We start from the raw sequence: 24,789 nt of genomic DNA, 5'->3' as shown, positions 1-24,789 counted from the left end.
CATGACCCAAGCCGACGATGCTCTTGCCAAGAAACGCTTCTTTGTCCTCTCGATCATGCGCCTTATGGGCGCCGCCTTTGTGGCGATCGGCTTCATCCTGATGGGCGGCGGTTTTTCGCTCGCGGGCCAGCCGACCGACCGCTGGATCGGCGTCGCGATCGTGCTGGTCGGCGCGTTCGATTTCGCGGTAATGCCGCTGCTGCTCGCGCGCCGCTGGCGTTCACCCAAAGAGCGGTGAAGCACTTCTGGAAAGAGGTTGCCGTCGTCGCCGAAGACGGCGGCTGGGGCATCGCGCTCGACGGGCGGCCGGTGCGCACGCCGCAGCGCGCGCCGCTGGCGGTCGCGAACGCCATGCTTGCCGAAGCCGTCGCTGCCGAATGGCGCGAGGCTGGCGAGACGATCGATCCCGCGGCGATGCCGATGACGGGGCTCGCCAACGCCGCGATCGATCTTGCGGCGCCGGACCCTGCCGCCTTTGCCGCGCCGGTCGCGGCTTATGCGCAAAGCGACCTCTTCTGTTACCGCGACGCGCGCGACGCGGCGCTCCAGGCCGAACAGGCGGCGGCGTGGAACCCCCTGCTCGCTTGGGCCGAGGCGCACTACGGCGTCGAATTCACGCTGACGCAAGGTGTGCTGCCGGTCGACCAACCCGCGGCGACGGTCGCGGCACTGCGCGATGCAGTGCTGGCGCAGGATCATTGGCGCCTCGCCGCGCTGACGCCGCTGGTGACGATCGGCGGCTCGCTCGTCGCCGGCCTCGCGTTGATCGAGGACGCATTCGAAGCCGATATTCTTTGGAACTCGGTCAGTCTCGACGAACTCTATCAGGAGCGCCGCTGGGGCGCCGACGGCGAGGCGCAAAAGGCGCGCGCCATTCACAAACGCGACTGGGACAATGCGGCACGGTTTCTAAATTTTCTCTAATCCAGAAGCCCGCTCGCATCGAGCGAAGTCGAGATGCCCCTCAGCCTGGCGCGATCTCGATGGGTGTCTCGACTTCGCTCGACACGAACGGGATATCGGAACTCGGGCTCTAGTCGGTAAAATTCGGCTTTCGCTTCTGCATCCCTGCCATCACCGCTTCCATCTGGTTCGGGGTCCGGATAACCTTCACTTGCTCGTCGCTTTCGGCCTGCAATATTTCGGCATCGCTCGCATGACCGAGCATGTTGCACAGCCGCTTCGCACCGCGGATCGCGTGAGGATTCTTGTCGGCGATCACTTCGGCAAGCTCCATCGCCCGCGCCAGCGGATCGTCCGATACATGCGTCGCGAAGCCGAGCAGTTTCGCCTCGGACCCGTTGAATTCGCGGTTGGTATAAATGAGCTCGCGCAGGACATCGTCGGCGACCTGCGTGCGCCACAGCGCCATGCCAGCGACATCGGGGACGAGGCCCCAGCGCATTTCCATGATCGCGATCCGCGTGTCGGGGTGAACGATGCGGATGTCGGCGGCCGCCATGATCTGGCTGCCCGCGCCGAAGGCGACGCCATGAACGGCGGCGATCACCGGCACCGGCAGCTCACGCCAGCCCCACGCCGCATATTGCGCGTTGTTCGCTATCCCGCGCGTCCGGCCCGACAGGCCACCGCCCGCGCTGCTCGCGCCCGGATCGCGATCGCCCGCGAGGCTCGAAAGATCGAGCCCGGCGCAGAAGGCGCGGCCTTCGCCCGACAGGACGACAACCCGCAGCCCGGCCGTCGCCTTCAACTGGTCGACCGCCTCGGCCAGCGCCTCCCACATCGCGGTGTCGAGCGCGTTCATCTTGTCCGCGCGGATCAGCCGGACGTCGGCGATGCCTCCCTCGAGCATCGTGATCGAGATACGGTCTTTCACGGTAAAGTCCTTTTCATCGTTTCAGCGCGGCTTCGACGAGCGGGAGCTGGTCGTTGCCAAAATACATGTCGTCCTTGTCGACAAAGATCGTCGGCGAACCATAGCCGCCGCGCGCGATCACTTCATCGGTATTCGCGCGCAGCCGCGCCTTGACCGTATCGCTGCCAGCCGCGGCGGCGAGCGCGACGCCGCCCAGCCCCTCGCCATCGGCGACCGCTGCCAGCACCGCGGGGTCGTCGAGATTTTCCTGCCGGTCGAAATAGCTCGCGAAGGCGCCGCGTGCAAAGCGGATGAGCGCCGCCTGATCCTCCTCGAGCGCGCAGCAGAAGCGCATCGCGGCGATGCTTTTGGCCGGATGCCATTGCGACGGGAAATTCATCGGCACATCCGCGAGCCGCGCCCAGTCCTTCAGTATCTTCCAGCTATGCTGGAGCCTCCGGTTGTCGACCTGTTCGCGCGCGGCATAGACGGCGGGGTTCACCGCGTTGAACACCGCGCCGACGAGGATCGGGCGGTACACCGCCGTCGCGCCCGTACGTTCCAGAACGCCCGGCAGGTTATGAAACGCGAGACAGGTCCAGGGCGAGGAGAGATCGAAGAAAAATTCGACGCGCGCCGTCATGCTCAGGCCTCCGCCTTTGCCTTCTCCCAATATTGGTCGCGCAGCAGCCGCTTGTAGAGCTTGCCCGTGTCGTGGCGCGGCAGCGCTTCGAGGAAGTCGATACGGCGCGGGATCTTCACGCCTGACAATTTCTCGCGCGCATAGGCGATCAATTCGTCGCGCAGCGCGTCGGTCGCATCGGCCATGTTGGCGGGCTGGATCACCGCGATCACTTCCTCGCCCATTTCGTCGTGCGGGCCGCCGACGACCGCCACATCGGCGACTTTGGGGTGGGTGACGAGATGGTTCTCGATTTCCTGCGGATAGATGTTCACGCCGCCCGAGATGATCATGAAGCTCTTGCGGTCGGTGAGGTAGAGGAAGCCGTCGTCGTCAAGTTTGCCCACATCGCCCAGAGTTGACCAGCCCTTGGCATTGCGACTGGAGGCGGTTTTTTCATTATCTCCATGATATTCGAAGATATTTTCGCTTTCGAAGAAAATGGTGCCTTCCTCGTTCGGGCCGAGTTCGGTCTCGTTGTCTTCGCCCATGATATGCACGGTGCCGAGGATCGGGCGGCCGACGCTGCCCTGGTGCGTCAGCCAGTCGGGGCTGGAGATGAAGGTCATGCCATTGCCTTCGGAGCCGGCATAATATTCGAAGAGCACCGGCCCCCACCAGTCGATCATCGCCTGCTTGACGGGCACGGGGCACGGCGCCGCGGCGTGGATCGCGACCTTCAAGGACGAGGTGTCGTAGCGGGTGCGGGCGTCGTCGGGCAGCTTGAGCATCCGCACAAAATGCGTCGGCACCCACTGGCTCGAATTCACGCGGTAAGTCTCGATGTGCGACAGCGCCGCTTCGGGATCGAATTTCTTCATCAGGACGACGGTACCGCCGAGGCGGTGGATCGTCATCGACCAGCGCAAGGGCGCGGCGTGATAGAGCGGCGCGGGCGAGAGATAGACGCTGTCCGAATTGATCTGGAACACCGCCGAGGCGAGCATGACGAGGCTGTTGACCGCGTCGATCGCCGGATCCTCGGGCAGCGGCACGCGCACGCCCTTCGGACGCCCGGTGGTGCCCGACGAATAGAGCATGTCGACCCCGGCGCGCTCGTCGGCAACGGGCGTCGCGGGCATCGCCGCGACGGCATCCTCCCAGCTTGCGTAGCCCGGAATATCGCCGCCCATCGCGAACCGCTTGATCCCGGTCGTCAGCTGCTGCGCCGCGCCCGCGAGGCTCGCCGAAACGACGAGGATCTGCGCGCCCGAATTTTCGAGGATATAGTCGGTCTCGTCCTGCGTCAGCCGCGACGAGATGCACACGTAGCGCAGCCCCGCGCGCTGCGCGCCCCAGGTCAGCCCGTAATAATGCGGTGTATTGTCGAGCATGAAAGCGACGACATCCTCATGCCCCAATCCGTGCGACCGGAAGAGCTGCGCGGCGCGGTTCGAGGCCGCGTCGAGTTCGCCATAGCTGATCGCCTCGCCCGTCTCCGCGACGGTAATCGCGGCTTTATCGGGATTGGCGCGGGCATGGACTGAAGGGTGCATCGGGCATCATCTCCGGAATCGCTGATTTCTTTATGTCGAAGATGAGTAGCAACCTGAAACTTTTGGTCAAGCAAGCTGGGGCTCGTGACAGGGTCGTCAATCGGGCCGCGAGCGCAGCGCATAGCCCCGCCCTTTCACCGTGTGCAGCATCGGCCAGTCGAAGCCGCGATCGACCTTGGCGCGCAACCGCGACATATGGACCTCGACCCGGTTGGTGCCCGGATCGAAGTCGATCCGCCACACAGCGCGCAGCAACGCATCGCGCGACACCGGTCGGTCGGGGACGCGCGCGAGGTTGGCGAGCAGGTCGAATTCGCGCAGTGGCAGGCGGATGAGCCGCCCCGCGCGCTCGACGCGCCGGTCGATCAGGTCGATGCGCAGTTCGCCTTCGCCCAGCTGCCCCGCCGCGATGCGGCTGCGCCGCAGCAGGCCGGCGATCCGTGCGAGCAGCTCAGGAAGATTGTTCGTCCATCCCACCGCGTCGTCGGCACCCGCGGAAAGCGCCGCCATCCGGTCGCCCAGCGAATCGCGGTCCGATACGACCAGCAGCGGCCGCCGTCCGGCGATCGATCGCGCCAGCCGGACGAACTCGAACGGTTCCTGCCAACCCAGAAACGGATTGACGAGAAGCAGGTCGAAACAGCTGTCGACCCATGCCCGGAGTCCGTCGATATGTTGCGGCAGGAGCTGCACCGCGAGGCCGGCGGAGTCGAAAGCGGCCTTCAGGGCATCGGCGCGTGCCGCCAGCGGATGATAGATGGCGACGAGCAACTTCCTGTCGCCACCCTCTTCCATACCCGATGATGCCATCCCCGACCCCCGTCTCCACCGCAACATCCTGTCGCGCCGCCGCCCCACCGGCATTGCACCGCCTTTCGGCTGTGCTAACCCTTGGGCATGACCAGTATCGAAATGCTTGACGGCGACTTCGCCACCCTGCCCGACCTTGTCCGTGTCCATGCCGCGGAACGTCCCGATGCCGTAGCGGCTGCCGATCCGCTGCGGCGGCTGAGCTGGTCCGAACTGGATCAATTGACCGACCGAATCGCCGCGCGGCTGCAACAGGACGGATTCGCGAAGGGAGAGCGCACCGCGATCGCGGGCCTCAACAGCGTCGAGCAGATGGCGGTGATCCTCGGCACGTTGCGCGCGGGCGGGGTCGCGGGGCTCGTCACCAACAGCGCGACCGGCGAGCAGATGGCGGCGATGATCGCCGACACCGGCGCACGCCACCTGTTCCTCGACAGCGCGGCGAAGGCGAGCCTCGAAGGACATGTCATCACCGCGAGCGACTTGATCGCGATGGACGGCAGCGACACCGGGACGCCGCTGGACGCCTGGCTGTCTTTGGCTGGCGCGAAGCCGGCGCCGGTCGAAATTTTGCCCGAGGACGGGTTTAATATCATCTATTCGTCGGGCACCACCGGCACGCCCAAGGGCATCGTCCACAGCCATGCGATGCGCTGGCAGCATATCATCCGCGGCGCCCCCGCTTATGGTCCTGCCGCGGTGACGATCCTGTCGACCCCGCTCTATTCGAATACGACGATGGCAAGCTTCATGCCGACGGTCGGATCGGGCGGACAGGTGGTGCTGATGAAGAAATTCGACGCGCGCGGCTTCCTCGAACTTGCCGAACGGGAACGCGCGACGAACACGATGCTGGTGCCGGTGCAGTACCGCCGGATCATGGCGCTCGATGATTTCGGCGACTTCGACCTCTCCAGCTTCGTCGTCAAATATTGCACCTCGGCGCCCTTCCCCGCCGCGCTCAAGGCCGATGTTCTGCAACGCTGGCCCGGCGGGCTGGTCGAGATTTACGGCATGACCGAAGGCGGCGCGGCGTTTATCCTCGAGGCGCATCAGTTCCCGGACAAGCTGCACACTGTCGGCAAGCCCGCGCCCGGCCATATCGCGAAGGTGATCGACGAAGAGGGCAACGAGCTGCCGCAAGGATCGGTCGGCGAAGTCGTCGGCCGCAGCCCCGCGATGATGACCGGGTACAACAACCGTCCCGATGCGACCAAGGCGATGCACTGGCACGACGCCGAAGGAAATCTCTTCTATCGCCACGGCGACATCGGACGGATCGACGAGGACGGTTTCCTGACGCTGATGGACCGCGCGAAGGACATGATCATTTCGGGCGGCTTCAATATCTTCCCGAGCGATCTCGAGGCGATATTGATCGCCGACGATCGCGTCGTCGAGGCGGCGGTCGTCGGGATGCCGAGCGAGGAATGGGGCGAGACGCCGGTGGCGTTCGTCGTGCTGAAGGAGGAGGCGGACGCCGAAAGCGTGCGTGCCGATTGCAACGCCAAGGTCGGCAAGACGCAGCGGCTGAGTGCGATCCGGCAAGTCGCGGAATTGCCGCGCAGCCCGATCGGCAAGGTGCTGAAGCGCGACTTGCGGGATGCTTATGCGGGGTGAATTGCGGATGGGGATGGTCTGAAGGCGACCGGTTGCGGACAATCACCGGACCTAATATTTATTGCACTCCGGAGGTGATAGAGACTTGGCTGAAAGCATCTTTTGCACCCAAATCTCGGACCCGAAGATTCCCATGTGCCCGTGCCCTTCGGGACTGCGCTGGCCGATAAACTCAATTTCAAAGGCATGAATCGGATAGCAATCACGCGCCGTGTCATAACCATTGAAATCCAATCCGGGATTGATGGACTCGGGATCGTAATTTAGCCATGCAGTATCTTGGTATGCAGGGCGACTTGTCGGTACGGAGGTAGCGCCCTCCAAAAATGTGGACCCCTCAAACTCGTAAAGCCAAACGCCTTTGAAGCGTTTTGGTGGGCCGAAACGATAACAGCTCGGGCTCGTGTCGTAGATCGTCGCTCCGTCTTTGTAAGTAGCGCAAGGCTCACCAAGAAGGAGAGAAAATGGTATCGATGTGCGGATGCTATCTTTCAAGTGCAAGTAGTTAAAAGGGTTTCCTAACCACGGCCAAAAAATCACAAGCGTAGAGCATGCAACGATGACTAGGGCATTTCTTCCTCTCACTGGTATATTCTACCTCGCCCCCAAACCCCGTCAACGGCAACTCTCCACCCCAAAGCCGCCGCGTAACCCTACAGCATATATTTCATTCTGATCGACTGGTGCATGTCGCCCGCGACCGCGAAGCTGGCAGATTTGAAGCTGGGCGGCCCCACGGTGATCGTCGGATTGCGCGAAAAGCCGAAGCCCTCTTTCGGCAGGAAGATCGCCGTGTCGAGCTTGTTGTTGCTATTCTCGTCATGCACGACCGCGATTGCATAGGTTCCGGCGGCGGGCGCGTGGACGGCAAAATTTTCCGCGTCGGCCGCCTTCACCGCCATGCGCACCGAGTTCGCGTCCTTGCTGCAATCGGGAAAGGCCTTGCGGTTCGTGGTCAGGCAGACGAGGACCTGCCCCTTCTCGCTGCGCAGCCCGGTGACGCTGACCTCAACGGTCGGCGGCGGCGGGGCTGCGGCGGTCAGCAACATCGGCAAAAGTGCCAAGCCCGATATCCGTGCCGCACGCCTTGTCCCAAAAGCGGAAATAGAGACCATAATTCCCCCGATAAGCCGCATGATGCGCCTGATGATGCGTCGCGGTTATCAGCCATCGCCCTGCCGGTCCATGAACAAGCGCGCGCGGAAACATCTCCCACCCCATATGATTGCCGACCCCCATCACCGTCATGATCGCGAGCACGAGGCCGAGCATCGCGACATGGATCGGGATGACGAAGACGAGCGCCGGAATGACGATGGCGCCGGTGACCGCCTCCAGCGGGTGGAAGCTCATCGCCGCCCAAGCGGTCGGCGGGCGGCTCGCGTGGTGGACCGCATGCGCGGCGCGGAACAGCACCGGGCGGTGCATCCAGCGGTGCGTCCAATAGAACCAGCTGTCGTGGAGCAGGAGATAGGCGAGCAGGCTGACGGGCAGATACCAGAGCGGATAGGCGTGGACGTCGGTATAGATGCGCGTCCAGCCATGCGCCTGCCAGCCCCAGGCGACGATGCCCGCCGGAACCCCGTAAATGGCGGCGCTCGCGAGGCTCCAGCCGATCTCGCGCTTCATCTGCGGTTCGAGCCCGCGATACAGCCCGGGGTGCTTCCACTTCGTCGCGAAGGCGAAGGCGCCGCTGGTGACCAGATAGCGCACCCCGACGATCGCGGTCATAGCGAGTGCGGAAAGAAGGATCGCCCAGCCGGTCATCACGCAAGGCTAGTCGCTCGCCGCCGCGTTGCAATGGCTTTGCGCCCGCGCGCTCGGGTGGCTAAGGCGGAGCGATGGCGGGGCAGAGGATCGATAAATGCGACATCGCGATCGTCGGCGGCGGGCTCGCCGGCGGGCTCGCGGCGCTTGCCCTTTCTGCGAAGCGGCCCGATCTCGACGTGCGGCTGGTCGAACCGGGTCCGGTCGGCGGCAATCATATCTGGTCTTTCTTCGACAGCGACATCGCGAAAAAGGATCGCTGGCTCGTCGCGCCGCTCGTGCGCCATCACTGGCCGCGCTACGACGTCCGCTTTCCGTCGCACGAGCGCAGGCTACGCATGGGGTATAAGAGCATCACCGGCGAGGCGCTTGCCGAAGCGGTCGCGGCGGCGCTGCCCGCGGGGCATATCATCGCCGACAAGGCGAAGCATGTCGCGCCCGACCATCTGCTGCTGGCGCGCGGCGGGCGATTGTCGGCGAAGCATGTCATCGATGCGCGCGGCGCGGGCAAATTTCCGGGGCTCGATTGCGGCTGGCAGACATTCGTCGGACAGGCGCTGACGGTGAAAGGCGGGCATGGCGTCGAGCATCCGGTGGTGATGGATGCCACGGTCGACCAACTGGACGGCTATCGCTTCGTCTATCTGCTCCCCTTCGATGCCGAGACCATATTCGTCGAGGATACTTATTACAGCGATGATGCCGACCTCGATGCGGCGGAAGTGCGCGAACGGATCGCCGCCTATGCCGCGGCGCGGGGCTGGGACGTCGCGGCGACGACGCGCGAGGAAAGCGGCGTGCTGCCGGTGGTCATCGCGGGCGATTTCGAACGACTGTGGCCCGCGTCCGACCGCACCGCGCGGATCGGCGTTCGCGCGGGCCGGTTCCACGCGACGACCGGCTATTCGCTTCCCGACGCGGTGCGGACGGCATCGGCGCTGCCCGCGCTCGTCGATCGGGGCGACCTCGCCGCCGTGCTTCGCGGGCGCGCGGCGGCGGCGTGGCGGCGCCAGCGTTTCTACCGGATGCTGGGCGCGATGCTGTTCCGGGCGGCCGAGCCCGACGAGCGGTTTCGTATCTTCGAGCGATTCTACCGCCTGTCGCCGCAGCTGATCGCGCGCTTCTATGCCGGGCGCTCGACGACGGCGGACAAGCTGCGCCTGCTCATCGGCAAGCCGCCGGTTCGGATCGGCCGCGCGATTTCGGCGCTGGCGAAGCTCGACTGGCGATGAGCCGCCGCGCGATCGTCGTCGGGGCGGGATTCGGCGGGCTCGCGCTCGCCATCCGGCTGCAATCGGCGGGCGTCCCGACGACGATCGTCGAGGCGCGCGACACGCCCGGGGGGCGGGCCTATCACTGGAAGCGGGACGGGTTCACCTTCGACGCGGGGCCGACGGTGATTACCGACCCGTCGTGCCTTGAAGAACTCTGGGCGCTCGGCGGGCAGGATATGGGGCAGGACGTCGACCTGATCCCCGTCACGCCCTTCTATCGGCTCAACTGGCCCGACGGCACGAATTTCGACTATTCGAACGACGAGGCCGCGCTGCGCGATGAGATCGCGAAGCTCCATCCCGCCGACGTCGCGGGCTACGATCGCTTCCTCGAATATTCGAAGGGGGTCTATGAGGAGGGCTATGTCAAGCTCGGCGCGGTCGCCTTTCTCGACTTCGCCGCGATGGTCCGGGCGGCGCCGGCGCTGATGAAATATCGGGCGTGGCGCAGCGTTTACGGCGTCGTCTCCTCCTATGTGAAGGACGAGCGGCTGCGGCAGGCGCTATCGTTCCACACCTTGCTCGTCGGCGGCAATCCGATGACGACGAGCGCGATCTATGCGCTGATCCACACGATCGAAAAGGAGGGCGGCGTCTGGTTCGCACGCGGCGGCACCAATGCGCTGGTGTCGGGGATGGTGCGCTTGTTCGAACGGCTGGGGGGCACGCTGCGGCTCGGCGATCCGGTCGCGACGATCGACACCGCAGGCGACCGCGCGACCGGCGTGACGACGCGGAGCGGTTGGCATGGCGCGGCCGACATGGTCGCGACCAACGGCGACCTGATGCACAGCTATCGGGACTTGCTCGGCGGTCATCCGCGCGGGACGAAGGTGGCGAAGGGGCTGGCGCGCAAACGCTGGTCGCCCTCGCTGTTCGTCGTCCATTTCGGGGTGGAGGGCGAGTATCCCGATATTGCGCATCACAGCATCTTGTTCGGCCCGCGCTACAAGGGGCTGCTCAGCGACATTTACGGGGGCGTCGTACCCGACGATTTCTCGCTCTATCTCCACCATCCGAGCGTCACCGATCGCGGCATGGCGCCGCCGGGGCACTCGACCTTCTACGCGCTCGCGCCGGTCGCGCATCTGGGCAAGGCAAAAGCCGACTGGGACGGCGACTTCGGCACCCGCTTCGCCGACGCCATATTGGATGAGGTCGAACGCCGCGTCCTTCCCGGCCTTCGTGCGAATCTCATCACGCGTTTCCACTACACGCCCTTGGATTTCGGCCGCGACCTGTCGGCGCATCTGGGCAGCGCGTTCAGCCTCGAGCCTGTCCTCTGGCAGAGCGCCTGGTTCCGCGCCCACAACCGCGACGATCTCATTTCCAATCTTTACTTCGTCGGCGCGGGGACGCATCCGGGCGCGGGTATCCCGGGGGTCGTCGGCAGCGCCAAGGCGACCGCCCGATTGATGTTGGAAGAATCATGAAACGCCTTGCCGTCTATTGCGGGTCCGCGACCCCCGAAGATCCGATCTATATCGAAACCGCGCGCCACGTCGGGCGCACGCTGGCGACACGCGGGATCGGCGTCGTTTACGGCGGCGGCCGGCTCGGGCTGATGGGCGCGGTCGCCGACAGCGCATTGGAAGCCGGCGGCGAGGTGATCGGCATCATCCCCGACGCACTCGTCGGCGCCGAGGTCGCGCATCGCGGCGTCACCGAACTCCACGTCGTCTCGGGCATGCACGAGCGCAAGAAGATGTTCACCGACCTCTCCGACGGCTTCCTCACCATCCCCGGCGGCGTGGGCACGATGGACGAATTGTGGGAGGCGATCAGTTGGGCGCAGCTCGGCTATCATGCGAAGCCCGTCGGGCTGCTCAACGCCGCGGGCTTTTATAACGATCTGATCGCGTTCAACCGCAACATGATCGAGGTCGGCTTCATCCGCCCCGCGCATGCCGGGATCATGATCGTCGACGCCGGGCTCGACGAGCTGCTCGACAAGATGGCGGCCTATGTCCCGCACAAAACGATCTTCGCGATGAAGGCCGAAAATCTCTGATGACCGAAGAGGGGGCCTATGACGCGCATGCCCTCCACGGTTTCGCGCACGACAGCATCGCGCGCGGATCGAAAAGCTTTGCCTTGGCGAGCCAGCTGTTCGACCGCGAAACGCGCGAGCGCGTCTGGCTGCTTTATGCCTGGTGCCGCGCCGCCGACGATTTGACCGACGGGCAGGATCATGGCGGCGCGATGAAGCCCGACCATGACCCCGGCGCCGCCGTCGCGCATATCCGCGCGCGGACCGACAAGGCCTTTGCCGGCGAGCCGACCGGCGACCTGGCCTTCGACGCGCTCGGCTTTCTGCTCACCGACGTCGCGATCCCGCGCGCGGTCATCGACGACATCGTCGCGGGCTTCGAACTCGATGCGAAGGACTGGCGTCCGCGCAGCGAAGACGATCTGCTGCGCTACGCCTATCATGTCGCGGGCGCGGTCGGCGTCGCGATGGCGCTGGTCATGGGCATCGACCCCGCCGACGAAACGACGCTCGACCGCGCCTCCGACCTCGGCATCGCCTTTCAGCTCGCCAATATCGCGCGCGACGTCGCCGAGGACGCCGCCGCCGACCGCTGTTACCTGCCCGTCGAATGGATGGTCGAACTCGACATTCCGCCGGGACAGCACATGCACCCCGCTTTTCGCGGGCGCCTGTCGGTGATGGCCAAATGGCTGTCCGAAATGGCGGAGGAATATGAGGCATCGGGGCGCTGGGGCGCGCGCAAGCTGCCCGCGCGCAGCCGCTGGGCGGTGCTCGCCGCCGCGGGTATCTATGGCGACATCGCGCGCGAGGTGCGGCGCCGCGGCGACCATGCGTGGGACCACCGCGCCGCATCGAGCTTCGTCGCCAAGCTCGGCTGGATCGCGCGCGCCGGCTGGTCGGTGCTGCGCCGCCCGCCGCAGCGGCGGATCAGCCGCGACGGCCTGTGGACCCGTCCGCGCCGCGACCCGGCCGCGTGAGCCCGATCGAGGGGATCGCCGCGGCGTTCGTGCTGGTCAACGTCGCGCTCGTCGCGCTGCGCAGCGTGTGGAACTATCCCTTCGCGCTCGTCGCGGTAACGCTCTACGCTTTCGTCTTCTTCGAAGCGAAACTTTATAGCGACATGCTGCTCCAGGGCTTTTTCTTCGCGCTCAACCTTTATGGCTGGGCGGCATGGACGCGCGCGCGGGGCGCCAGCGGCGTGCCGGTGCGCTGGATGAGCGGCCGCGCCCGCCGGGGCTGGGCGCTGGCGACGGTCGCCGCCTGGGCGGGCTGGAGCTTCGCGATGGACCGCCACACCGACGCCGCCGCGCCGTGGCTCGACGGCGCGATCGCGATGCTCAGCATCACCGCGCAATGGCTGCTTGCGCGGCGCCGGGTCGAAAGCTGGGTGCTGTGGATCATCGTCGACCTGATCGCGGTGCCGCTCTTCGCTTCGCGCGGGCTCTATGCGACCAGCGCGGTCTATGTCGTGCTGCTCGGCCTGTCGATCGACGGGCTGATCCAGTGGCGCCGCGCCGCCGCGACGGGCAGGGTGGCGCTGTGACGCGCCATATCTGCCTCCACGGCGCCGAAAGCACCGGCAAGTCGACGCTCGCCGCGCGGCTCGCGCTGCGGCTCGGCGGCCTTATCGTCCCCGAATTTGGCCGCACCTATGCCGAGGCGAACGGCACCGACCTCGACGAGACCGACCTGCTCGCGATCTTCGATGGGCACCGCGCGGCGACCGAGGCGGCGCTCGCGCAGGAACCCGACTGGCTGATATCGGACACCGATCCGCTGATGACGCAGGCATGGGCGATCATGCTGCTCGGCCGCCGCCTGCCCGAAATCGACCATTGGGACGCGGTCGCCGACCTCTATCTCGTCCCCGCGATGGACCTGCCCTGGCAGGAGGATGGAACGCGCCTGTTCGGCAGCGAACTCGCGCGCGCGCAGTTCATGGAGGTCGCGGTCGGGGAACTCGACCGGCGCCGGCTTCCCTGGGTGTGGGTCGAGGGCGAAGGCGACGCGCGCGCCGAGAACGCGCTGGCGGCGATCGACGCCGCCGGGCTGGGGTGAGGGGTTGCGGTTTCCAGTTTGGCTCACCGCTCGGGGGGGGGGGGGGGGGACGCTACCGCCGAACGCGGTCGCCCTATCGCCCCGCCCAATAGTCGAACGCCGCCTGCTGCCGCTCGCGGATGAAGCGCGCCGCCGCGGCGCCCTCCCATGGGCCGTCATAGCCGAGCAGCAGTGCCGCGCCGCCGACCCACCAGCCCTGCCCCGGCAAGCGATCGGACTCGCGCACCACCAGCACCGCGAGGTCGGGCTCGCCGCCCGCCGCGCTGAGCCGGTCGACCTCTTCGAGCGTCTTGCAAACCGCGCGCATCTTGGGCCGCGTGAAGCGGAAACCGAGGTCGCCGAGCAGTTCGGAATAGCTGACGCTGCGCCCCTCACGCGCCGCCGCGATCAATATCGCGCGGATGCGCGGCGCGTCGCCGAGCGCCGACACGTCGGCGGAGCTTTCCTCGCCGCCCAAATCCCCGTCGCGCGCGCCTGTTCGGTTCGTCATCGGACCGGCTATATCATCGGGTTTCCGGCAGCGGCAATCGGTCAGCCGACGAAGGCGCGCTCGATCACGAAATCGCCCGGCGCCGCGTTCGATCCCTCCTTGAAGCCCAGTTCCTCGAAACGCGCCTGCAGGTCGCGGATCATCGCCATGCTGCCGCACATCATAACGCGGTCGGTCGCGGGGTCGAAGGCGGTCGGGCCGGTCAGCGGATGGCCGAAGAGCGAACCGTCCTCGATCAACGCGTCGATGCGTCCCGTCGTGCGGAAGGGCTGGCGCGTCACCGTCGGCAGGTAATGGAATTGCAGCAGCGCCTGATCCTGCACCAGCGGATCGCCCGCGAGCTGGCTCTCGAGTTCCTCGCGGAACGCGAGGTCGCTGACCTGCCGCACGCAATGGACCATGACGATCTGGTTGAAGCGGTCATAGATGTCGGGATCGCGCGCGAGGCTGAGGAACGGCGCGAGCCCGGTGCCGGTCGAGAGCATGAACAGCCGCCGCCCGGGGGTCAGCGCGTCGGCGACGAGTGTCCCCGTCGGCTTGCGGCCGAGATAGACCGGGTCGCCCGGCTGGATTTTTTGCAGCCGCGAGGTCAGCGGACCATCGGGCACCTTGATCGACAGAAATTCGATCTCGTCGGCATAGGCGGGGCTGGCGATCGAATAGGCGCGCAGCAGCGGCCGCCCCTCGCCCGGCAAGCCGATCATCACGAACTCGCCCGAACGGAAACGAAAGCTCGGCGGGCGGCTGATCGTGAAGCTGAAGAGATGCTCGTTCCAGTGGCGCACCGAACGCACCTCCTCGACGGTCAGCGAGGCGGAGGGGGCCAGCTTGGCGGCTTCGGCAATACGGTCACTCATCACTTTGGACTTTCCTGATGTGTCATGGTGCCGGCCGCGAGGGCCGGCATATCGAATCCCGCCGCGACCAACCCGTCGATCGCGGCGCCCATCGCCGTTGCGATCGGGCCGACGCTGTCTCCCTCGGCCAGCAAGGCCAGCGTCGCATGGGCATTTACCGAACTCCCAAGCGAAATATCGCGCCAGAGTCCAAGCAGAATTGCTTCATCCTCTGAAATCTGGAGGCACGGCATCGGCGCGAGGATGAGCGTTTCGACGGCTTCGCCGCCGAGCAGCGCCATCGCGATATGGAAATCGGGCAACGCCCCCGCCGCCTTCACGGCGGCAAATCCGCGGTGCAGCATCTGCGGCGGACATTGCCCGCGCTCGGCGGCCGAGACCCACGCCCGCATCGCCCAGAGCAGGAAACGCCCGCCGTTGCGGAGGCTTTCCACCGGCCGGTCGACAAAGGCGTACATCGATTTCCTTTCCCACGCGCATGATTGCGACGTCGGCGGGCTTATATGTTATTGCGAGTCATTTGCAATATATTATTGGTTGATGGCGGGCATGGGCAATTTGGAGGAAGCGTCGGGCTGGTCTCAAGCGGCGGTTGCCGATCCTCCCCGGCACGGGGAGGGGGGCCACCGAAGGTGGTGGAGGGGCACCGGCGGAGTCGCGCGGGCGCAGATAGGGGAGGAAACACGTCATGTGCCCCTCCACCATGCTTCGCATGGTCCCCCTCCCCCAAGGGGGAGGAACGCTACTTGATCTTGTCGCGGTTCACATAGAGCAGCGCGGCGATCACCGCTGCCGAGCCGATGCCGAGGCCCGCCGCGGCGGCGGTTTTCCAGCCGCGCCTGCCCTTGGCCGCGTCCTGATCGGCCGCCTCGGCGGCGTCGGCCGCTTCCTTTTGCTGCCGCTGCTCGCGCGCGGCGCGCAGCACTTCATTTTCTTCCTGCTCGTCGTCGTCGTGCGGCGGGGGAGGCGGCGCTTGGTCGGTCATCGTCTTTCTATATCCTTCACGGGTCCTGTCAGGCGAGTGCCTGTTCGACAGGCACATAATCGGTTCCGATCGCTTCGGCTACGGCCTCGAACGTCACCTTACCGTTCCAAACGTTCAAACCCTGCGCAAGATGCACGTCGCGTTTCAAAGCGTCCTTCCAGCCGAGATCGGCGATGCGCAGCGCGTGCGGCAGGGTGACGTTGTTGAGCGCATAGGTGCTGGTGCGCGCGACCGCGCCCGGCATGTTCGCGACGGCATAATGGACGATGCCGTCGACCACATAAGTCGGCTCGGCGTGCGTCGTCGCGTGGCTCGTCTCGAAGCAGCCGCCCTGGTCGATCGCGACGTCGACGAGCACCGAGCCCGGGCGCATCGTGCCGAGCATTTCGCGCGTGACGAGCTTGGGCGCCTCGGCACCCGGGATCAGCACCGCGCCGATGACGAGGTCGGCCTCTGCCACGCATTCGGCGAGGTTGGCGCGGTTCGAGAAGCGCGTCTTGGCGCGCGCCTCGAAGAAGGTGCCGACGCGTTCGAGCACTTCGGGGTCGCGGTCGAGGATCGTGACGTCGGCGCCGAGGCCCGCCGCCATCTGCGCCGCGTTGAAGCCGACGACGCCGCCACCGATGATGCAGATCTTGCCCGGCGCAACGCCCGGGACGCCGCCCAAGAGCACACCGCGACCCCCATGCGCCTTTTCGAGTGCGGTCGCACCCGCCTGGATCGACATGCGCCCCGCGACCTGGCTCATCGGTTTGAGGAGCGGCAGGCCGCCATGGGGGGAGGTCACGGTTTCATAGGCGATGCAGACGGCGCCCGATTTCATCAGATCGCGCGTCTGGTCGGGATCGGGGGCGAGGTGGAGATAGGTGTAGAGGATCTGGCCTTCGCGCAGCATCGCGCGTTCGACCGGTTGCGGCTCCTTGACCTTCACGACCATCTCGCAGGTGGCGAAAATCTCTTCGGCGGCCTGAACGATCTCGGCGCCCGCCTCGACATAGAAGCGGTCGTGCGCGCCGATCCCTTCGCCCGCGCCGGTCTGCACCAGCACGCGGTGGTCGTGGACGACGAGTTCGCGCGCGCTTTCGGGGGTCAGGCCGACGCGATATTCGTGATTCTTGATTTCCCTGGGGGTGCCGATGATCATGGTCGCTCTCCGATTATGGATGTCATCGGCGATCGTGATGCGCCGCCGAAAACTTGTCGGCGCTTGTAGCAGAAAGGCCCCGCGAGGTGCTTGCATATGCTGGCCGTATTCGCGAAGTATGCGCACAAATTATGCGCGAATTGACCTGAGGACGCACGATGATCGATCGGATCGACGCAAAGCTGCTCGACTTGCTGCAACGCACCGGTCCGCGTCCGGCGGCCGAGCTGGGCGACATCGTCGGACTTTCGGCCTCGGCGTGCCATCGCCGCATCCGCGCGCTCGAGGCGGCGGGGATCATCACCGGCTATACCGCGCGGCTCGACCCCGAAAGCATCGGCCTCGGCCTCGACGTCTTCGTCGACATCAGCCTGACGTCGCAGAGCGAAGAAGCGCTGACCGCGTTCGAAAGCGCGGTGAAGAGTTTCGACGAGATATTGGAATGCCAGCTGCTTTCGGGCGCGTCGGATTACCGGCTGCGCGTCGCCGCGCGCAGCGTCGCCGATTTCGACCGGCTGCACCGCCATTGCCTGTCGCGCCTGCCCGGCGTCGCGGCGATGCACAGCGCCTTTGCGCTGCGCACGATCAAGGCGTTCGAGGGCTATCCGCTGCCCGGCCCTTCCGGCAGCGGCGACGGCAAGACCTCGCTCGCGGGTTAACACCGCTTTTACCACTTCCACTGCATATCCTGTTCACCAGTTTCGCGGGATGCGTTGCGGGCGGCAGACTCGTGCGTTTGGGATCGATCAGGGAAGCCAAGATCATGGTGAAGGAAAATCCGATTCATAAGCAACAGATCGATCCGATTTTGATGTCGGAGCGTTTTCCCTATTACGACCTCGACGGCCAGCTCGCCGCCTGCGGCGCCGAAATCCATCAAATCATCGCCGGCCGCGAGGATGCGGTCGCGCGTGCCTATTGGGACGCATTCAACGAGTTGCCCAGCGTCGACCGCAAGGTCGAGGGCGAGCTCTACGACAGCTATGTCCGCGGCAGCGCGCGCCATTCCATGGTCAAATATGCAGACGCCGCGGGCCAGGAGGTCGCGACGATCGCGTGCCAGAACACCCATATGGCGCGGCGCGTGAAGCTGCCGCTCGCCTCGGTCATGTCGTGCATCGCCGAAAGCCAGCGGCTGACGATCGAATATGTCGTCGAGGCGTGCATCGGCGATGCCGAGCGGCTCGCGCGGCTGATGAGCGCGATCAACCGGCTCGCGCTGCTCGAATTCGACATCATGCAACGTTATGCCGCGAAGCTCGACCGCGCGGTGTTTTCGAGCGAGCGGCAGACGCTCGCGGGCGATTTCGACCGCTCGATCGCGTCGCTGGTACAGGACACCGACGGGGTGCGCGAACAACTCGCGAAGCAGGCCGCATCGGCCGACCAGGCGGCGAAGGGCATGATCGCGAAGACGAGCGAAGTCGCCGCCGCGTCCGAACAGTCGGCGATGGCGATGCGCGAGGCCGCCTCGACCGCCGCGGGGCTGATCCGCGCGATCGAGGATGCGCGGAGCGAAGTCGAAGCATCGGCGAGCGTCGCGACGCGCGCCTCCGAACAGGCGGGCGAAGCCGTCGCGATGTCCGAAACGCTGTCGCACCACGCCGAATCGATCGAGTCGATTTTGGGCCTGATCCGCGAGATCGCGGGGCAGACCAATCTTCTCGCATTGAACGCCACGATCGAGGCGGCGCGCGCGGGCGAATCGGGGCGCGGCTTTGCCGTCGTGGCGCAGGAGGTGAAGAGTCTCGCCAACGAAACCGCGCGCGCAACCGACGACATCGCGGGCAAGATCACCGCGATTCAGCAGGCGACCAAGGGGTCGGTGTTCGCGAACCAGTCGATCCAGCAAACGATCGTCGAGGTGCAGACCTCGGCGCAGCGCATCCGCGACGCGATGGACGCGCAGGCGCAGACGGTCACCTCGATCACCGCCGCGGTCGATGAAACGGCGCTCGCCGCCGACTCGATGTCGTCGACAATCGCGAGCATCCGCAACGATTCGGGCATGGTCGCGAACGAGATCAGCGTGCTGAGCGAGGAATTCGCCAAGATGGGCGGGCGGCTCCAGCAACTCGAACAGGCCGCGAGCGAATTCAGCCGCCGGGTGGCGTAAATTCCTTTCACCCGTTTGTGCTGAGCTTGTCGAAGCACCGTCCTTTTTCTTGCGATGTCAAAAAGAAGGAACGGTCCTTCGACAAGCTCAGGGAGAACGGATTTGGGGCATCGCCTTTGCACTGATGTCCACGTGTCGCTAGAGACGCGAACCATGACCACGAACATCCTGATCACCGGCGCGAGCCGCGGTATCGGCGCCGCGATCGCGGCGGCGCTGACGTCCGACGCGACGAAGGTCGTCGCGCTGTCAAGCGCCGATGGCGACCTGTCCGATCCCGTGACGCCCGACCGGCTGTGGCAGGCGAGCCTCGACCGGCTGGACGGCCGCATCGACATACTCGTCAACAATGCCGGCGTGTTCGAAGCCAATCCGCTGGGTGACCCCAACGCCGACTGGCTCGCGAACTGGAACCGCACGATGCAGGTCAATCTGACCGCAAGCGCCCAACTATGCCGCCACGCGGTGCTGCACTGGCACGAACGCGGCGCGCCAGGTGAAAAGACGGGCGGCCGCATCGTCAACATCGCGAGCCGCGCCGCCTATCGCGGCGACAGCCCGGCGCACTGGCATTATGCGGCGTCGAAATCGGGCATGGTCGCGATGACCAAGACGATCGCGCGCGCCTATGCGAAGGATGGCATCCTCGCCTTTGCGATCTGCCCCGGCTTCACGATGACGGGCATGGCCGACGATTATCTGGCGAGCCGCGGCGGCGACAAATTGCTCGCCGACATTCCCTTGGGGCGCGTCGCGATGCCCGACGAGGTCGCCGAAATGGCGCGCTGGTGCGCGATGGATGCGCCCGCGTCGATGACCGGCGCGGTGCTCGACGTCAACGGCGCGAGCTATGTGCGCTAGATGAGCTGGATCGTCTCTCTCCCCTGCACGCGCGACGAGGCCGAGGCGCTGTCGGAGGAGATTCCCGAACTCGACGCGATGGCGGAGGCGCCGGTCGTCGTGACGCGCGAGATCGACGAGGATGCGGGGCTGTGGCAGCTCGACGCCTATATGGACGGCAAGCCGGGTGCCGCGCTGCTCGCATTACTCCAGTCGCTCGTCCCGAGCGCGAGGGGCAAGAAGCCCGTCGTCGAGCGATTGCCCGACGAAGACTGGGTGACGCTGAGCCAGCAAGGGCTCGAGCCCGTGCGGGCGGGGCGCTTTTTCGTGCATACGAGCAGCTACGCCGATCGCATCCCGCCCGGCGCGACGCCGTTCCTGATCGACGCGAGTCAGGCGTTCGGAACAGGCGGCCACGACACGACGGCGGGCTGCCTCGCCATGCTCGACCGGCTGGCGCGGCATAGCGCGAGCCCGCGCAACGTCGCCGACATCGGCACGGGAACGGGCTTGCTGGCTTTCGCCGCGATGGCGCTGTGGCCGCGCGCGAAGGTGATCGCGTCGGACATCGACCCCGCAAGCATTTTCGTGACGCGGGACAATGCGGGCATCAACCATGTCCCGCTCGGCCGGGGCGGCGGACGGCTGGCGCTTGCGGTCGCGCCGGGGACCGACCATCCCGCGATCCGCCACCGCGCGCCCTATGACCTTGTCGTCGCCAATATCCTCGCCGGCCCGCTGATCACGCTTGCTCCCGACATCGCCGCCGCGACCGCGCCGGGCGGCCATGCGATCCTCGCGGGGCTGATCGCGCGGCAGATGGAGCCCGTGCTCGCCGCCTATCGCGCGCAGGGCTTTCGCCTCGCCGCGCGCGGCGGCAGCGCCGAATGGCCCTGCCTGCTGCTCGTCAAGCGCCGCCGCTACGGCTGGCGGCGCAGGGAACGCGCGTTCCACCGCGCCAGCCCGTCGGACGCAAGCTTTGGAAGCTGGTAGGGCCGGCGTGACAACGGCGGGCAAAATGTTAACCTGCCGTCCTGAGTTGGAGGAGCCGGGTCGTGCCACTGCTTGCCGCCATCTTGCTAGCCGCCACGCCGCCGGGCGGTGCGCCTCCGACCAGTGAAACCGACTCCATCGTCGTGACCGGCACGCCGCGGACGCGCGAGGAAGCGCGCGAACGCGCGCCCCGAGCGATTCCAACAGATGCGCCCGATGGCGCGTGAGCGCCTGCTGGAAGGCGACGACGCGATACGCTGGTTTCATACGACGCGGATGCGGAGCCGCCATGGCGCCGCCATTTCGAGCGCCCCCATGCCGGGAGCCGGCAGCGGCGAAGGCGCCGTTCCGACGATCGGCGGCCCCAGCCTTTCGCAATATAGCTCGAGCCTCATAAGCACCCAGGCCGTCCGCGCGTTGAGCACGGCCACGGTCATTATCGACGTCGAGCGGGCTTCGGGCTATCCGCTCGAAGCCGTCGCCTCTTTCGCCGCGATGGTTGCGTTGGTGGAAATGGACGATGATCCGCCGCCGCCCGGCCGATCGATCCTGTCACTGTTCGACGGCGAAAGCGACCGCAACACCCTGTCGGATCAGGACGTGGCCTTTCTGCAGGCCATCTATCGCCTGCCGCCCGACCGCAAGGCGCGCCAGCACCGGCGCCAACTGGTGGAAGCGATCGACGACGAGTAACGGCCCGGACGCTCAGCCGCTCTTGGCGAGCGCATAGTCCTGCGTGCCGCGAGTGATCACCGCGTCGCCGGGCAAGATATCGGCGATCGGGATCGGCGGCAGCGCGGCATTGGCGGCATAGAGCGGCGCGAAATCGGTGTTCACCGTCGTATCCAGGAGCTGCTCCAGACTGTCGATGACGAAGTAATTCTGCTGGAAATCGTCGATCCGGTAATCGGTGCGCATCACGCGCGCGAGGTCGAAACCAATGCGGTTCGGGCTGTCCGAATCGAGCGCGAAGACGCTCTCGGCAAAGGAGGAGACGATCCCCGCGCCATAGATGCGCAAGCCGCCCGCTTCGCGGATCAGCCCGAATTCGACCGTATACCAGTAAAGCCGCGCGAGCTGCTTCAGCGCGTCGAACTTCAGGCTTCTGAGGCCGCCTTCGCCATAGGCGACCATATAGTCGGCGAAGACGGGGTCGGCGAGCATCGGGACATGGCCGAAGACGTCGTGGAAGACGTCGGGTTCCTCAAGGTAATCGAGCTGTTCGGGGGTGCGGATGAAATTGCCCGCCGGAAAGCGCCGGTTCGCGAGATGGTCGAAAAAGACGTCGTCGGGGACGAGCCCCGGCACCGCGACGACCTGCCACCCCGTCGCCGCCGTCAGCCGCGCGTTGAGCTCGCGATAATCGGGAACGCCCGGCTTTTCGAGCCGGAGCACATCGATACCGCGCAGGAAGGCGTCGGCGGCGCGGCCGGGCAGCATGTCCGACTGGCGCGCGAAGAGCCGGTCCCACATCGCATGTTCGTCGGCGGTGAAAGCGTCCCAATTTTGCGAAATCGTCCAGTCGGCCGCGGCGCCGGGCGGCGGCGTGTCGTGGACGTGGGTAAACTGGCTTTCCATATGACAGCTTCTATCATCAAAATGGTTTCAAGTGAAACTTTATTCGCCGATCTCCGCGATCTGCGTCGCGAGGCGATCGACCTCGGCGCGGTCGTGGCTGACGTAGAGGATCGGCAGTTTGAGTTCGTCGCGAATCCGCTCGATCACGGCCATGATATCGCCGCGCCGCGCCGCGTCGAGCGACGAGAGCGGCTCGTCCATCAGCAGAATTTCGGGTCCTGCGAGCAAGGCACGTCCGATCGCGACGCGCTGCGCCTCGCCGCCCGACAGGCTTTGCGGCCAGCGGCCCAGAAGATGATCGATGCCGAGAAATCGCGCGGCTTCGTCGAGGCTCATCCAGCGGTTCGCCGGCGGCGCGAGATCATGGCCATAGAGCAGGTTCGCGCGGACGCGGCGGTGCGGGAAGAGCCGGCCGTCCTGAAAGACATAGCCGACCCGGCGCGCCTCGGGCGGCAAGTTGGTCGCGCCGTCGAACAGGGTGCGCTCGCCGATGCGGATATGGCCGCGGTCGGGCCGGAGCAGCCCCGCGACCATGTTGAGGATGCTCGTCTTGCCGGCGCCCGACGGGCCGAACAGCGCGGTGAGCCCCGGTCCGGTGGTGAAGTGCGCGGCGATGACCCGGTCGCCGAGGCGGCGCGACACGTCGATATCAATCGCCACGACGCTGCCTTTCGCCATGGGTGCGGCGGACGAGCCATTCGGAGAGGACGAGCGCGCCGAGCGAAAGCGCGACCGACAATAGTGCGAGCCGCGTCACCATCGCCTCGCCGCCCGGCACCTGCAGCGCCGAATAGATGGCGAGCGGCAGCGTGCGCGTTTCGCCCGGGATGTTCGAGACGAAGGTGATCGTCGCGCCGAACTCGCCGATCGAGCGCGCGAAGCCGAGCACGAGCGCGGCGAGGACGCCGGGCAGCGCGAGCGGCAGGCTGATCGTACGGAACGCGTGCCAGCGCCCGGCGCCGAGCGTGCGTGCCGCGCCCTCCAATCGCCGGTCGATGCCCTCGATCGACAGCCGCATCGCGCGCACCATCAGCGGCAGCGCCATGATCGCGGCGGCCAGCGCGGCGCCGGTCCACCGGAACATCAAGGTCATACCGAACCAGCTTTCGAGCCAGCGGCCGGCGGGGCCGAGCGGGCCGAACGCGATGAGCAGCAGCCAGCCGGTGACGACGGGCGGCAGGACAAGCGGCAGATGGACGAGCGCGTCGAGCACAACGCGTCCCGGGAAGCGGTAGCGCGCGAGAATCCACGCCAGGCCGAAGGCGACCGGCAGCGTCGCGAGCACCGCAACGCCGCCGACCTTCAGCGACAGCGCGACGATCCCCCATTCTTCGGGCGACAGCATCAGACAGCCGAAACCGCAAGCGGCAGCGACGCAGCCAATAAATAGGGACAGTCCCTATTTAATCGATGGTACGGCCCGTAAATCCTCGCGCCGGAGGAAATTAAATAGGGACTGTCCCTATTTATTGGCGTCATGGGCAGTTCCGTCCCTAAAGGTGGCTGAAGCCATGGCGCGCAAAGATCGCGCGGGCTTCGCGTGAGAAGAGGAAGGCGCGAAACGCCGCCGCATCCTTGTGCCGCGACGCCTTGAGCAGCGCGACCGGGTAGCGGATCGGCGGGTGGCTCGACGCGGGGAACACACCGACGACGCGCACCGCTTTCGATGCGCGCGCGTCGGTCGCATAGACGATGCCGAGCGGCGCGGCGCCGCGTTCGACCAGCGCCATCGCGGCGCGGACATTCTCGGCGGGCGCGACCTTTGCGGCGACGCCGCCCCAGACGCCGAGATGCGTCAGCGCCGCCTTCGCATATTTGCCCGCCGGCACCGCATCGGGATCGGCGAGCGCGAGGCGGCCGGACCCGAGCGCCCGCGCGATCGGAAAGCCGCGCGCCGGGGTCAGGCGGAGCTTGCTCGCGGCGGGCGCGATCAGCACGAGGCGGTTGCCGAGCAGGGTCGCGCGCGTGCCCGCACGCAGCATCCCCGCTTTCGCCACCGCATCCATCCACGGTTCGTCGGCCGACAGGAAGAGGTCGGCGGGCGCACCCGCGATCACCTGTCGCGCGAGCGCCGACGAGGCGGCGAAGGACAGCACGGGCTTGGGGTGCCCCTTCGCCGCCCAGGCGTCCGCCGCTTCGCTGAGCGATTCCTGCAGGCTCGCCGCCGCGAGCACGACAGGCCCGCGCTCCTGCGCGATGGCAGGGGGAGCGAGCAGGAGGAGCGTCAGGAGGAAGCCGATACGGCGGAGGATCGCGATCATGCGACCCGC

Annotated in this window: 30 protein-coding genes; 14 read left to right on the top strand and 16 right to left on the bottom strand. The window is 66.4% G+C overall.

Annotated features, from left to right (window positions below; all coding sequences use genetic code 11):
- Position 1: 1 nt before the first annotated feature.
- Both GGR90_RS16680 and GGR90_RS16675 read left to right on the top strand, forming a co-directional pair.
- Positions 2–238: a hypothetical protein gene (locus GGR90_RS16680; RefSeq protein ID WP_167922502.1), complete on the top strand. Its 237-nt coding sequence runs from the start codon at positions 2–4 to the stop codon at positions 236–238.
- Positions 235–924, top strand: a complete 690-nt coding sequence (locus GGR90_RS16675; protein ID WP_167922501.1) for an ATP12 family protein — start codon at positions 235–237, stop codon at positions 922–924. The genes GGR90_RS16680 and GGR90_RS16675 overlap by 4 nt, the downstream gene beginning before the upstream one ends.
- 109 nt (positions 925–1,033) lie before the next feature.
- On the opposite strand, the gene GGR90_RS16670 is transcribed toward GGR90_RS16675, so the two are convergent.
- From GGR90_RS16670 to GGR90_RS19555, 4 genes are all read right to left on the bottom strand, one after another.
- Positions 1,034–1,837, bottom strand: a complete 804-nt coding sequence (locus tag GGR90_RS16670; RefSeq protein WP_167922500.1) for a crotonase/enoyl-CoA hydratase family protein — start codon at positions 1,835–1,837, stop codon at positions 1,034–1,036.
- A 13-nt stretch (positions 1,838–1,850) separates the two neighbouring features.
- A complete protein-coding gene (locus GGR90_RS16665) occupies positions 1,851–2,459 on the bottom strand; it encodes a 2-hydroxychromene-2-carboxylate isomerase (RefSeq protein WP_167922499.1) in 609 nt (202 codons plus the stop codon).
- A gap of 2 nt (positions 2,460–2,461) precedes the next feature.
- Positions 2,462–3,994, bottom strand: a complete 1,533-nt coding sequence (locus GGR90_RS16660; protein WP_167922498.1) for an acyl-CoA synthetase — start codon at positions 3,992–3,994, stop codon at positions 2,462–2,464.
- 96 nt (positions 3,995–4,090) lie between these two features.
- On the bottom strand, positions 4,091–4,804 hold the full coding sequence (locus tag GGR90_RS19555; RefSeq protein ID WP_245198741.1) for a response regulator transcription factor: 714 nt from the start codon (positions 4,802–4,804) through the stop codon (positions 4,091–4,093).
- A gap of 87 nt (positions 4,805–4,891) precedes the next feature.
- On the opposite strand from GGR90_RS19555, the gene GGR90_RS16650 reads away from it, so the two are divergent.
- Complete coding sequence (locus GGR90_RS16650; RefSeq protein ID WP_167922497.1) at positions 4,892–6,424, top strand: class I adenylate-forming enzyme family protein; 1,533 nt, start codon at positions 4,892–4,894, stop codon at positions 6,422–6,424.
- Positions 6,425–6,475: 51 nt separating this feature from the next.
- Here GGR90_RS16650 and GGR90_RS16645 read toward each other — a convergent pair whose 3' ends face one another.
- The 3 genes from GGR90_RS16645 to GGR90_RS16635 all read right to left on the bottom strand — a co-directional run bounded on the left by GGR90_RS16645 (position 6,476) and on the right by GGR90_RS16635 (position 8,191).
- The gene (locus GGR90_RS16645; protein ID WP_167922496.1) at positions 6,476–6,919 is read right to left on the bottom strand and encodes a hypothetical protein; all 444 of its coding nucleotides are present in this window, start codon (positions 6,917–6,919) and stop codon (positions 6,476–6,478) included.
- A 158-nt stretch (positions 6,920–7,077) separates the two neighbouring features.
- Positions 7,078–7,473: a DUF2141 domain-containing protein gene (locus GGR90_RS16640; RefSeq protein WP_209023813.1), complete on the bottom strand. Its 396-nt coding sequence runs from the start codon at positions 7,471–7,473 to the stop codon at positions 7,078–7,080.
- Entirely contained in the window at positions 7,433–8,191 is a 759-nt protein-coding gene (locus tag GGR90_RS16635; RefSeq protein ID WP_167922494.1) for a sterol desaturase family protein, read from the bottom strand. Before GGR90_RS16635 ends, GGR90_RS16640 begins: the two co-directional genes overlap by 41 nt.
- Positions 8,192–8,265: 74 nt before the next feature.
- On the opposite strand from GGR90_RS16635, the gene crtY reads away from it, so the two are divergent.
- The 6 genes from crtY to GGR90_RS16605 are packed head-to-tail and all read left to right on the top strand — an operon-like array spanning position 8,266 to position 13,516.
- Positions 8,266–9,423 carry a lycopene beta-cyclase CrtY gene (gene crtY / locus GGR90_RS16630; RefSeq protein WP_167922493.1) on the top strand — a complete coding sequence of 386 codons (1,158 nt, stop codon included), beginning with the start codon at positions 8,266–8,268 and terminating at the stop codon, positions 9,421–9,423.
- The gene (locus tag GGR90_RS16625; RefSeq protein WP_167922492.1) at positions 9,420–10,898 is read left to right on the top strand and encodes a phytoene desaturase; all 1,479 of its coding nucleotides are present in this window, start codon (positions 9,420–9,422) and stop codon (positions 10,896–10,898) included. The genes crtY and GGR90_RS16625 overlap by 4 nt, the downstream gene beginning before the upstream one ends.
- Positions 10,895–11,476 carry an LOG family protein gene (locus GGR90_RS16620; protein WP_136175781.1) on the top strand — a complete coding sequence of 194 codons (582 nt, stop codon included), beginning with the start codon at positions 10,895–10,897 and terminating at the stop codon, positions 11,474–11,476. Before GGR90_RS16625 ends, GGR90_RS16620 begins: the two co-directional genes overlap by 4 nt.
- Entirely contained in the window at positions 11,476–12,435 is a 960-nt protein-coding gene (locus GGR90_RS16615; RefSeq protein ID WP_167922491.1) for a phytoene/squalene synthase family protein, read from the top strand. Before GGR90_RS16620 ends, GGR90_RS16615 begins: the two co-directional genes overlap by 1 nt.
- On the top strand, positions 12,432–13,001 hold the full coding sequence (gene pnuC, locus GGR90_RS16610; RefSeq protein ID WP_167922490.1) for a nicotinamide riboside transporter PnuC: 570 nt from the start codon (positions 12,432–12,434) through the stop codon (positions 12,999–13,001). The genes GGR90_RS16615 and pnuC overlap by 4 nt, the downstream gene beginning before the upstream one ends.
- Positions 12,998–13,516, top strand: coding sequence for an AAA family ATPase (locus GGR90_RS16605; protein WP_167922489.1), 519 nt, complete (start codon positions 12,998–13,000; stop codon positions 13,514–13,516). The genes pnuC and GGR90_RS16605 overlap by 4 nt, the downstream gene beginning before the upstream one ends.
- A 73-nt stretch (positions 13,517–13,589) precedes the next feature.
- Here the strand turns inward: GGR90_RS16605 and GGR90_RS16600 are convergent, their stop codons facing one another.
- The 5 genes from GGR90_RS16600 to ald form a co-directional block, all read right to left on the bottom strand.
- Positions 13,590–14,006: a ribose-phosphate pyrophosphokinase gene (locus tag GGR90_RS16600; RefSeq protein WP_167922488.1), complete on the bottom strand. Its 417-nt coding sequence runs from the start codon at positions 14,004–14,006 to the stop codon at positions 13,590–13,592.
- 41 nt (positions 14,007–14,047) lie between these two features.
- Positions 14,048–14,863 carry a ferredoxin--NADP reductase gene (locus tag GGR90_RS16595; protein WP_167922487.1) on the bottom strand — a complete coding sequence of 272 codons (816 nt, stop codon included), beginning with the start codon at positions 14,861–14,863 and terminating at the stop codon, positions 14,048–14,050.
- Positions 14,863–15,321 (bottom strand): hypothetical protein, encoded by a 459-nt coding sequence (locus GGR90_RS16590; RefSeq protein WP_167922486.1) that lies wholly within the window; start codon positions 15,319–15,321, stop codon positions 14,863–14,865. Before GGR90_RS16590 ends, GGR90_RS16595 begins: the two co-directional genes overlap by 1 nt.
- A 284-nt stretch (positions 15,322–15,605) precedes the next feature.
- Complete coding sequence (locus GGR90_RS16585; RefSeq protein ID WP_167922485.1) at positions 15,606–15,848, bottom strand: hypothetical protein; 243 nt, start codon at positions 15,846–15,848, stop codon at positions 15,606–15,608.
- Between the two features lie 28 nt (positions 15,849–15,876).
- Positions 15,877–16,992, bottom strand: coding sequence for an alanine dehydrogenase (gene ald, locus GGR90_RS16580; RefSeq protein WP_167922484.1), 1,116 nt, complete (start codon positions 16,990–16,992; stop codon positions 15,877–15,879).
- Positions 16,993–17,150: 158 nt separating this feature from the next.
- Between ald and GGR90_RS16575 the strand changes: the two genes are divergently transcribed.
- The 5 genes from GGR90_RS16575 to GGR90_RS16555 all read left to right on the top strand — a co-directional run bounded on the left by GGR90_RS16575 (position 17,151) and on the right by GGR90_RS16555 (position 21,634).
- The gene (locus GGR90_RS16575) at positions 17,151–17,651 is read left to right on the top strand and encodes an Lrp/AsnC family transcriptional regulator (RefSeq protein ID WP_209023812.1); all 501 of its coding nucleotides are present in this window, start codon (positions 17,151–17,153) and stop codon (positions 17,649–17,651) included.
- Positions 17,652–17,722: 71 nt separating this feature from the next.
- On the top strand, positions 17,723–19,108 hold the full coding sequence (locus GGR90_RS16570) for a methyl-accepting chemotaxis protein (protein WP_342449957.1): 1,386 nt from the start codon (positions 17,723–17,725) through the stop codon (positions 19,106–19,108).
- A 153-nt stretch (positions 19,109–19,261) separates the two neighbouring features.
- Positions 19,262–19,969: an SDR family NAD(P)-dependent oxidoreductase gene (locus GGR90_RS16565; protein WP_167922483.1), complete on the top strand. Its 708-nt coding sequence runs from the start codon at positions 19,262–19,264 to the stop codon at positions 19,967–19,969.
- Entirely contained in the window at positions 19,970–20,941 is a 972-nt protein-coding gene (locus tag GGR90_RS16560) for a 50S ribosomal protein L11 methyltransferase (RefSeq protein ID WP_167922482.1), read from the top strand.
- Positions 20,942–21,157: 216 nt separating this feature from the next.
- Entirely contained in the window at positions 21,158–21,634 is a 477-nt protein-coding gene (locus GGR90_RS16555) for a hypothetical protein (protein WP_167922481.1), read from the top strand.
- Positions 21,635–21,646: 12 nt separating this feature from the next.
- On the opposite strand, the gene phhA is transcribed toward GGR90_RS16555, so the two are convergent.
- From phhA to modA, 4 genes are all read right to left on the bottom strand, one after another.
- On the bottom strand, positions 21,647–22,519 hold the full coding sequence (gene phhA / locus GGR90_RS16550) for a phenylalanine 4-monooxygenase (protein WP_167922480.1): 873 nt from the start codon (positions 22,517–22,519) through the stop codon (positions 21,647–21,649).
- 39 nt (positions 22,520–22,558) lie between these two features.
- Positions 22,559–23,179 carry an ATP-binding cassette domain-containing protein gene (locus tag GGR90_RS16545; protein WP_167922479.1) on the bottom strand — a complete coding sequence of 207 codons (621 nt, stop codon included), beginning with the start codon at positions 23,177–23,179 and terminating at the stop codon, positions 22,559–22,561.
- Positions 23,169–23,864, bottom strand: coding sequence for a molybdate ABC transporter permease subunit (gene modB / locus GGR90_RS16540; RefSeq protein WP_167922478.1), 696 nt, complete (start codon positions 23,862–23,864; stop codon positions 23,169–23,171). The genes GGR90_RS16545 and modB overlap by 11 nt, the downstream gene beginning before the upstream one ends.
- A 148-nt stretch (positions 23,865–24,012) precedes the next feature.
- Positions 24,013–24,780: a molybdate ABC transporter substrate-binding protein gene (gene modA, locus GGR90_RS16535; protein ID WP_167922599.1), complete on the bottom strand. Its 768-nt coding sequence runs from the start codon at positions 24,778–24,780 to the stop codon at positions 24,013–24,015.
- Positions 24,781–24,789: the final 9 nt, after the last annotated feature.

This window comes from Sphingopyxis italica (assembly GCF_011926545.1).
In the GTDB taxonomy this organism is placed as follows: domain Bacteria; phylum Pseudomonadota; class Alphaproteobacteria; order Sphingomonadales; family Sphingomonadaceae; genus Sphingopyxis; species Sphingopyxis italica.
Note: the sequence above shows the minus strand (reverse complement) of the source record. Positions and strands in the feature narration are given on the sequence as shown.

What these genes read in the sequence shown, in the direction of transcription:
- GGR90_RS16680 (WP_167922502.1), top strand. Translation starts at nt 2, where the DNA reads ATGACCCAAGCCGACGATGCTCTTGCCAAGAAACGCTTCTTTGTCCTC.
- GGR90_RS16665 (WP_167922499.1), bottom strand. Translation starts at nt 2,459, where the DNA reads ATGACGGCGCGCGTCGAATTTTTCTTCGATCTCTCCTCGCCCTGGACC.
- GGR90_RS16660 (WP_167922498.1), bottom strand. Translation starts at nt 3,994, where the DNA reads ATGCACCCTTCAGTCCATGCCCGCGCCAATCCCGATAAAGCCGCGATT.
- GGR90_RS19555 (WP_245198741.1), bottom strand. Translation starts at nt 4,804, where the DNA reads ATGGCATCATCGGGTATGGAAGAGGGTGGCGACAGGAAGTTGCTCGTC.
- GGR90_RS16650 (WP_167922497.1), top strand. Translation starts at nt 4,892, where the DNA reads ATGACCAGTATCGAAATGCTTGACGGCGACTTCGCCACCCTGCCCGAC.
- GGR90_RS16640 (WP_209023813.1), bottom strand. Translation starts at nt 7,473, where the DNA reads ATGTTGCTGACCGCCGCAGCCCCGCCGCCGCCGACCGTTGAGGTCAGC.
- GGR90_RS16635 (WP_167922494.1), bottom strand. Translation starts at nt 8,191, where the DNA reads ATGACCGGCTGGGCGATCCTTCTTTCCGCACTCGCTATGACCGCGATC.
- crtY (WP_167922493.1), top strand. Translation starts at nt 8,266, where the DNA reads ATGGCGGGGCAGAGGATCGATAAATGCGACATCGCGATCGTCGGCGGC.
- GGR90_RS16625 (WP_167922492.1), top strand. Translation starts at nt 9,420, where the DNA reads ATGAGCCGCCGCGCGATCGTCGTCGGGGCGGGATTCGGCGGGCTCGCG.
- GGR90_RS16620 (WP_136175781.1), top strand. Translation starts at nt 10,895, where the DNA reads ATGAAACGCCTTGCCGTCTATTGCGGGTCCGCGACCCCCGAAGATCCG.
- GGR90_RS16615 (WP_167922491.1), top strand. Translation starts at nt 11,476, where the DNA reads ATGACCGAAGAGGGGGCCTATGACGCGCATGCCCTCCACGGTTTCGCG.
- GGR90_RS16600 (WP_167922488.1), bottom strand. Translation starts at nt 14,006, where the DNA reads ATGACGAACCGAACAGGCGCGCGCGACGGGGATTTGGGCGGCGAGGAA.
- GGR90_RS16595 (WP_167922487.1), bottom strand. Translation starts at nt 14,863, where the DNA reads ATGAGTGACCGTATTGCCGAAGCCGCCAAGCTGGCCCCCTCCGCCTCG.
- GGR90_RS16590 (WP_167922486.1), bottom strand. Translation starts at nt 15,321, where the DNA reads ATGTACGCCTTTGTCGACCGGCCGGTGGAAAGCCTCCGCAACGGCGGG.
- GGR90_RS16585 (WP_167922485.1), bottom strand. Translation starts at nt 15,848, where the DNA reads ATGACCGACCAAGCGCCGCCTCCCCCGCCGCACGACGACGACGAGCAG.
- ald (WP_167922484.1), bottom strand. Translation starts at nt 16,992, where the DNA reads ATGATCATCGGCACCCCCAGGGAAATCAAGAATCACGAATATCGCGTC.
- GGR90_RS16575 (WP_209023812.1), top strand. Translation starts at nt 17,151, where the DNA reads ATGATCGATCGGATCGACGCAAAGCTGCTCGACTTGCTGCAACGCACC.
- GGR90_RS16565 (WP_167922483.1), top strand. Translation starts at nt 19,262, where the DNA reads ATGACCACGAACATCCTGATCACCGGCGCGAGCCGCGGTATCGGCGCC.
- GGR90_RS16560 (WP_167922482.1), top strand. Translation starts at nt 19,970, where the DNA reads ATGAGCTGGATCGTCTCTCTCCCCTGCACGCGCGACGAGGCCGAGGCG.
- GGR90_RS16555 (WP_167922481.1), top strand. Translation starts at nt 21,158, where the DNA reads ATGGCGCGTGAGCGCCTGCTGGAAGGCGACGACGCGATACGCTGGTTT.
- phhA (WP_167922480.1), bottom strand. Translation starts at nt 22,519, where the DNA reads ATGGAAAGCCAGTTTACCCACGTCCACGACACGCCGCCGCCCGGCGCC.
- modB (WP_167922478.1), bottom strand. Translation starts at nt 23,864, where the DNA reads ATGCTGTCGCCCGAAGAATGGGGGATCGTCGCGCTGTCGCTGAAGGTC.
- modA (WP_167922599.1), bottom strand. Translation starts at nt 24,780, where the DNA reads ATGATCGCGATCCTCCGCCGTATCGGCTTCCTCCTGACGCTCCTCCTG.